Genomic DNA, 6706 nt, shown 5'->3' on the forward strand with positions numbered 1-6706 from the left:
GGCTGAGCAGGCAAATGCCCGGGACCAACGCTCCGGGCTTTGTTGTCTCTCCTGTCGATCAAATTGATAGCGCTGCCACCCCTGCCAGCACTGCACCGATGGCCGCCGCTGCACCGATCACCTGCAGCACGCTCCAGCGCAGCCGCAGCTGCGCAAATAAAGCCAACGCCACCACCACTGCCGCCCAAGGGTTGAAAATGCCGCCGGACCAGAGCACCGGCCCGGCGAAAAAAAGCGCCAGGCTGGCGATCACGCCCACCACGACGGCGGTGATGGCGCTCAGCGGCGCCCCGAAGCGCAGGTCGCCGCGCGTGGCTTCCACCAGCGGTGCCCCGGCCAGGATGAAACCGAAGGAGGGCAGGAAGGTGAACCACACCGTCACCAGCACCGCCGCCAGGGCCAGGGGCCAGGGGCTTAAGCCAGCTGCGATCGATTGATTCCAGCCGCCCATGAAGCCCACGAAGGCCACCACCATGATCAGTGGCCCCGGGGTGGTTTCGCCTAGGGCCAGGCCATCGAGCATCTGGCTGGCCGAGAGCCAGTTGAACTGCTCCACCGCCCCTTGTGCCACGTAGGGCAGCACGGCATAGGCACCACCAAAGCTGAGCAGGGCCACCCGCGTGAAAAAGCGGGCCATCAGCGCCAGGGTGCCGTTCCAGCCGCCAAAGCTCGCCAGAGCGGCCAGGGGCACAAGCATTACCAGGGCCCATACCAGCAGCGTCACCGCCAACCGCCGCTTTGAAAAGCGCGCATGGTCGGGCGAGGCGGAGTCATCGTCGTGAAGAGCGCCAGGCCGATCCTGCTTGGAGTCGCTCGATCCAGCCCCGTGGGGCTTGCTCGCCACCAGCAGGTTGGGCCGCCAACGGGCGGCGCCAAGGCCGATCAGGCCAGCGCTGATCACCACCACGGGATAGGGCAGATCCAGCAGTGCCAGCGCCAGGAAACCGGCAACCGCCAGGGCCACCAGCAGGGGCGTGTGCAAGGTGCGGCGGCCGATGCGCCAGGCGGCCATCAGCACAATTGCCAGCACCGCCGGTTTGACCACGGCGAACACCGAGGCCAGCAGGGGCAGCTGCCCCCAGAGGGCATAGATGCTGGCCAGGGCCGTGAGCACGAACACCGAGGGGATCACGAACAGCCCCCCGGCGATCAGGCCACCGGGAACACCATGCATCAACCAGCCCAGGTAGGTGGCCAGCTGCATGGCCTCCGGCCCCGGCAGCAGCATGCAGTAGTTGAGGGCGTGCAGGTAGCGCCGTTCCGAGAGCCAGCGGCGCCGGTCCACCAGCTCGCGATGCAGCAGGGCGATCTGCCCGGCCGGCCCGCCGAAGCTCACCCAGCCCAGCTGGAACCAGAAGCGCGAGGCCTCAGCGAGGCTGACAGGGCTGACGGATCCAGTGGTCACGGGCTTGGGCAATGGGGGCACGATCAATATCAACGCACAGTTCAACGCAAAGGAGTCTGGGCAGCGGCGGCGGGCCTAACCCCATGGCGACTGCGGATCTTGAGCAGCACCGCCTCATCGAGATAGGGCCGCTGGTGTAATGCGGGCGGCATACTCCAGCACAAAGCGGACCTACTCCAACTGCACACCGGGGAAGCACTCAACGAATTCGGTCATGGAGACCCCGTCTTCCAGGTTTTCAAACAGGGCAGCCACCGGGACCCTGGTGCCGCGAACCTGGTTCCGCGGAACATCCAAGCTCGCTTTGCATGCCCAGGCCATCTGTCGAGGGCTGTTGCTTTTCAGCGTTGGCAGCCTATGAGCGCAAATTGGCTCGTGTCTATTTTTAGCCAGCTACCTGGGACACCCTCGTCCCTAACTCCACTTCCAGCACTCCGCGCACCATGTTCATGCCGCAGTGGAAGGGATAGACGCCGGCTTTTGTGGGGGGCAACTCCAGGCTGGTGGTGGCATCAAGGGGCAGATCGAGGCTTTTGTGGAAGTCGGGGAAGATCACCTGGGCCAAGCAGCTGCTCGGATCGACTCGATGAAAGGCAAGCCGCATCGGCTGGCCGGCCTTCACCTTGATTCGTGAGGGTGCATAGCCGCCATCCACCACGATGGTGATCTCCTGCAAGCCTGCCTCGCTCTGGCGGGCCGCCACGCCACCGCCATGGCGACCCAGGAACCACCAGAGCTGCCAGGCGATGAGAAGCAAGCCAACCATGGCCACCAGCCCTTTGAGGGCCACGGGTTGATCGATGGTGCGCCAGAGGGGCGCTGCGGCAGCAAGGATCAGCATCAGGTGGTTGGAAGAGGTAGGCGCGCGGGGCGGAAGTTCCGCAGCCTCAGGGCATTGCTCACCACCGACACCGAGCTGAAGGCCATGGCGGCGCCAGCGATCATCGGGTTCAGCAACCAGCCGGTGAGCGGAAACAGCAGGCCAGCGGCGATCGGGATGCCGGCCACGTTGTAAGCGAAGGCGAAGAACAGGTTCTGGCGGATGTTGGCCATCGCGGCGCGGCTGAGCTCGATCGCTGCCGGCACGCCGGCCAGGTTGCCGGAGATCAGGGTGATGTCGCTGGCGGCGATCGCCACATCGGTGCCGGTGCCCATGGCGATGCCCACATCGGCCTGGGCCAGGGCTGGGGCGTCGTTGATGCCGTCGCCCACCATCGCCACCGGGCCCTCACCCCGCTCCTGCAGCTTGCGAATCACCGAGGACTTGTCGGCGGGGCGCACTTCGGCGATCACCCGCTCGATCCCCACTTGGGCGGCCACCACTTCGGCCGTGCGCTTGGCGTCGCCGCTGAGCATCACCACCTGCAGACCCAGACGCCGCAGGGCGGCCACGGCGGCTGCTGAACTGGATTTGAGGGGATCGGCCACGCCGAAGCAGGCCTCGATCCGCCCGTCCACAACCACGGCCGCGACACTCCAGGCAGCGGCCTCAAGACGCTCCACTAGGGGCTGGAGGGCGACGGTGTCGATGCCGAGTTCCTCGAACCAGCGGGGGGTGCCGACCCGCACCTGCTGGCCGGCGACCACCCCCTGCACGCCGCGCCCGGCCACGGCCTCGAAGCCCTCGAGCGCAGGCAGTGCACCGTAATTTAACTGGCTGCGGGCATAGGTCGTGATCGCTTCGGCCAGGGGATGCTCCGAGCGGGATTCCAGCGCTGCCGTGAGGGCCAGCAGGGTGTCGGCCGGCAGCACGCCGCCGGGTAGCCGTTCAAAATCGGTCACCTCCGGCTGGCCGCGGGTGAGGGTGCCGGTCTTGTCGAGCACGATGGTGCGCAGCTTGCCGGCCGTTTCCAGGGCTTCGGCGCTGCGGAAGATCAGGCCGTTCTCTGCCCCCTTGCCGGAGGCCACCATGATCGAAGTGGGGGTGGCCAGGCCCAGGGCACAAGGGCAGGCGATCACCAGCACACTCACCAGAAACAGCATCGCCAGCACGGGATTGCCGCTGATCAGGAACCAGACCACAAAGGCGGCAATAGCCAGGGCGATCACCACCGGCACGAACCAGCCCACCACCTGATCAGCCAGGCGCTGCAGCTGGGTGCGGGAGCTCTGGGCCTGGCGCACCAGCTCCACGATCTGGGCCAGCACCGTGTTGGCCCCCACCCGGCTGACTCGGAAGGTGAAACTGCCGCTGCGGTTCATCGAGGCGCCGATCACGGCATCGCCGGCAGCTTTGGCCACGGGGGTGGGTTCACCGGTGAGCATCGACTCCTCCACCCAGGAACTGCCTTCGCTCACCTCCCCATCCACCGGGATCTTTTCGCCGGGACGTACCTGCACCAGGTCACCGACCACCACCATCGACACCGGAACTTCAACCGGTTGTCCATCCCGCAGCACCCGGGCGCTGGGGGGCTGCAGCTGCAGCAGCCGCCGGATCGCTTCTGAGGTTTGGCCGCGAGCCCTGGCCTCCAGCAGCCGGCCCAGCAGCACCAGGGTCAGGATCACCGCCACGGTTTCGTAGTAGACGTCGGCGGGCAGGCCTTCCGCGATCAGCACCTGGGGGAACAGGGTGGTGAACAGCGAGGTGAGGTAGGCGATGCCGGTGCCGGCCGCCACCAGGGTGTTCATGTCGGCGAAGTGCTGCCGGAAGGCCGAGACGGCGCCGGTGAAGAAGTCACGCCCGCACCAGAACAACACCGGTGTGGTGAGGATCAGCTGGGTCCAGGGGCTTGTGAACCAGAAAGGCAGTAACGGAAGGCTGTGAAGCCCCAACATGTGGGGCAGGCTCGAGCCCATCACCAGGACGGTGAGGACGGCAGCAACGCTGACCTTGCGGCGCAGCAGGGTGCGCTCCCGGGCCAGCTCCCGCTCCATACCGTCTGCCGAAACGGCTGGTCCCTCGGCAGGGCAGCAGGGTGGGCCGAGGGAGGGGGCGCTCATTGTGTGCGTGACATCAGAGGCCTGGCGTTGGCGCGGAGCTATCTCTTCAAGCTAGTGATGTCCAGTTCGATGCAGAGCCATATCCCGTGATTTTCCTATTCTGGTTCTTGATATTTCTCCTTTGAGCTCAGTTATGTAGCAAGTGGATTACACTTGTCTCCGAGTAAAATAATCTCCGGATAATAGGGCTGCAGGTTGATTACCTCGAAGTTGTCCGTGTGGATTTCCAGCACTCAGGCCCTAGCCCTGCGGCTTGAAATCAGCAGGGCCATGCCGGAACCAATGACCACCAGCGTGAACAGCCCCAGCAGCCCTGAGTAATAGGGCTGCAGATTCAGCGGGCCAAAGCGACCGGAGTGAATCTTGAGCAGCCAGAAGGCGTCGATTCCCTGCTCGAGCAGCAGGCTGTAGAGCGAGCCGGTTGCGGCGGTGAGCAGTAGTGGTGCCGCCGCGATCGGCACTACCCAGCGGTGCAGCTGACGCCAGCGAGTTTTAGGCAAAAAAGGCATGGCGGTTTAGTGGTGACGCAGTTGCTGGTGCAGGGTTGCCTCATTGCTGCAGGGCATCCACTTACCGCTGTTCTGGTGAGTGCCTGTGCAGCCGAGCTCCTTGGCCCTTTGCTCGGCCTGCTGCTGGGTGTCATGAAGGCCCTTGGGGTGGGCGTGGCTGGTCAGCGGTGTTGCCGCCAGCGCCAGGGCGATCAGTGCCATGCGGCTATTCATGGAGAAGAGATCCATCAGAGGTGAATTGATCAGATCGAAAGAGTCAGATTAAAAGAGTTAGATTAAAAGAGTTAGAAGCGAAAGAGTGCGTCGTATTGGCTGTACTCCGGCTTGATCAATCCCTCCAGGCGCAGCATGCGGCGCAGCTCGATGATTTCAGCGCGCTGGGCCACTATGATCTCTCGCGCTAGCCGGCGAACGGTGGTATCGCTGCTCTTGTTGAGGGCGTCGTGGGCCATCTGCAGGGCACCGCCGTGGTGGGCGATCATCCCCTCGAGAAACCACACCAACCGGTTGGCTTTGGTGGGGGTGGAGCCCATCATCTGCATCGCCTGGATCTGGGCAGCGCCCATGCGCTCCAGGCTGCTCATGGAGTTGGGATCACCGCCCGGCCTGAGGGCCACTGGATAGACCGGCGCCTCTGGATACCAGGCCTTGCGCCACTGGGCCATCGCCTTGATCTCGCGGGCCTGCTCGCGCCAGATGCTGTTGGCTAGGGCGCCCACCCCGGGGTGGGCGATGTTGAACACAAACTCACTCATCCGCAGCGCACCGGTGTGGTGCTGCACCATCGCGTCGAGCCAGCGCAGGTCGTAGGTGGCACCGGCTGGGCCGACGTCATGGCTATGGCTGGCGTGTGCCTGGCTGGGGGAAGCGGCAGCAGGGGCCGCCTGATGCTGGTGATGGTGCTTGTGGGGATCGCCCTGGGCCAGGGCCGGGGCGGTCCAGATCCCAGCAAGTAATAGCGATGCAGCGAGGGAACGCATGGGTAGGAAGTTGGCTGTGTTCCTACGATGGGGTCTCCTCTTGGTGGAGAGTCAAGTGGCCGCACTACAACCGCCAGAGCTGCCGGCCCAGGAGCCCCAAAAGATCGGAGCGGTAGCTGCCCACTCGGGCGTTTCCGTAAAAACGATCCGCTTCTATTGCGATCAGGGACTGCTGCGACCATCAGGCCGCAGTGAGGGGCACTACCGGCTTTTTGATGCGTCGGTGTATGGAGAACTGGCCCTGATCCGCACCCTGCGGGGGCTCGAGCTCCCTCTGCCCACAATCAAAGCCGTACTGGAGGCCCGCCGATCGGGGATGTGCACCTGCGACAACCTGCAGGCCACGATCCGCGGCAAGGCCGGCGAGATCGAGCAGCGGATTGTCGATTTGAAATCCCTCCATGCCGAGCTAAACGGACTGCTCAGCACTTGGCAGAGCTGCGGCGGCAGGCCAGCTCAAGTAAGTGCAGGCATCTGAAGGAGAAACGTGCTGCCGGCGCCAGGGGTGATCTGCTGCTGGGCGGCAACACAGCTAAACCGCGCGACACCCTGGTGGGACCACAGCGATCTGGCCAGAACTGAAGGAGCCAAGCCCAACCACCCAGGCAACAAAAAAGCCCCCTTATTCAAGGGAGCTTTTGGGATTCCGTTATTGCCCAGCCGTAGCTGGGCTGTTGACTATCAACCGATTGCAGGTGCGGTCAGTGCCACGGGTGTGGCAGTAGCAGCAGCAAGGTCAAGGGGGAAGTTGTGAGCGTTGCGCTCGTGCATTACTTCCATACCCAGACCAGCGCGGTTCAGAACGTCTGCCCAGGTGTTCACCACACGGCCTTGGCCGTCGAGGATCGACTGGTTGAAGTTGAAACCGT

8 protein-coding genes and 1 pseudogene are annotated in these 6706 nt (G+C 64.4%); 1 reads left to right on the top strand and 8 read right to left on the bottom strand.

Annotation, left to right across the window (positions count from 1 at the left end):
* Positions 1–58: 58 nt before the first annotated feature.
* The 7 genes from chrA to KBY85_RS08935 all read right to left on the bottom strand — a co-directional run bounded on the left by chrA (position 59) and on the right by KBY85_RS08935 (position 5837).
* On the bottom strand, positions 59–1405 hold the full coding sequence (gene chrA / locus KBY85_RS08905) for a chromate efflux transporter (protein WP_254961148.1): 1347 nt from the start codon (positions 1403–1405) through the stop codon (positions 59–61).
* A 171-nt stretch (positions 1406–1576) separates the two neighbouring features.
* Positions 1577–1702, bottom strand: a complete 126-nt coding sequence (locus tag KBY85_RS08910; protein WP_254961149.1) for a DUF433 domain-containing protein — start codon at positions 1700–1702, stop codon at positions 1577–1579.
* Positions 1703–1790: 88 nt separating this feature from the next.
* Complete coding sequence (locus KBY85_RS08915) at positions 1791–2246, bottom strand: cupredoxin domain-containing protein (RefSeq protein WP_254932076.1); 456 nt, start codon at positions 2244–2246, stop codon at positions 1791–1793.
* Entirely contained in the window at positions 2246–4348 is a 2103-nt protein-coding gene (locus tag KBY85_RS08920) for a copper-translocating P-type ATPase (RefSeq protein WP_254961150.1), read from the bottom strand. The genes KBY85_RS08915 and KBY85_RS08920 overlap by 1 nt, the downstream gene beginning before the upstream one ends.
* A 233-nt stretch (positions 4349–4581) precedes the next feature.
* Positions 4582–4857: a hypothetical protein gene (locus tag KBY85_RS08925; protein ID WP_254932078.1), complete on the bottom strand. Its 276-nt coding sequence runs from the start codon at positions 4855–4857 to the stop codon at positions 4582–4584.
* A 6-nt stretch (positions 4858–4863) separates the two neighbouring features.
* Positions 4864–5085: a DUF3721 domain-containing protein gene (locus tag KBY85_RS08930; RefSeq protein ID WP_254932079.1), complete on the bottom strand. Its 222-nt coding sequence runs from the start codon at positions 5083–5085 to the stop codon at positions 4864–4866.
* Between the two features lie 56 nt (positions 5086–5141).
* Positions 5142–5837, bottom strand: coding sequence for a DUF305 domain-containing protein (locus tag KBY85_RS08935; RefSeq protein ID WP_254961151.1), 696 nt, complete (start codon positions 5835–5837; stop codon positions 5142–5144).
* A gap of 43 nt (positions 5838–5880) precedes the next feature.
* Between KBY85_RS08935 and KBY85_RS08940 the strand changes: the two genes are divergently transcribed.
* Positions 5881–6315 carry a MerR family transcriptional regulator gene (locus tag KBY85_RS08940; protein ID WP_254961153.1) on the top strand — a complete coding sequence of 145 codons (435 nt, stop codon included), beginning with the start codon at positions 5881–5883 and terminating at the stop codon, positions 6313–6315.
* A gap of 203 nt (positions 6316–6518) precedes the next feature.
* Here the strand turns inward: KBY85_RS08940 and KBY85_RS08945 are convergent.
* Positions 6519–6706: pseudogene (locus KBY85_RS08945) on the bottom strand (photosystem II q(b) protein); the annotation flags it as partial.

The sequence above is a fragment of the Cyanobium sp. BA5m-10 genome, from assembly GCF_024346255.1.
GTDB classification, from domain to species: Bacteria; Cyanobacteriota; Cyanobacteriia; order PCC-6307; family Cyanobiaceae; genus Cyanobium_A; species Cyanobium_A usitatum.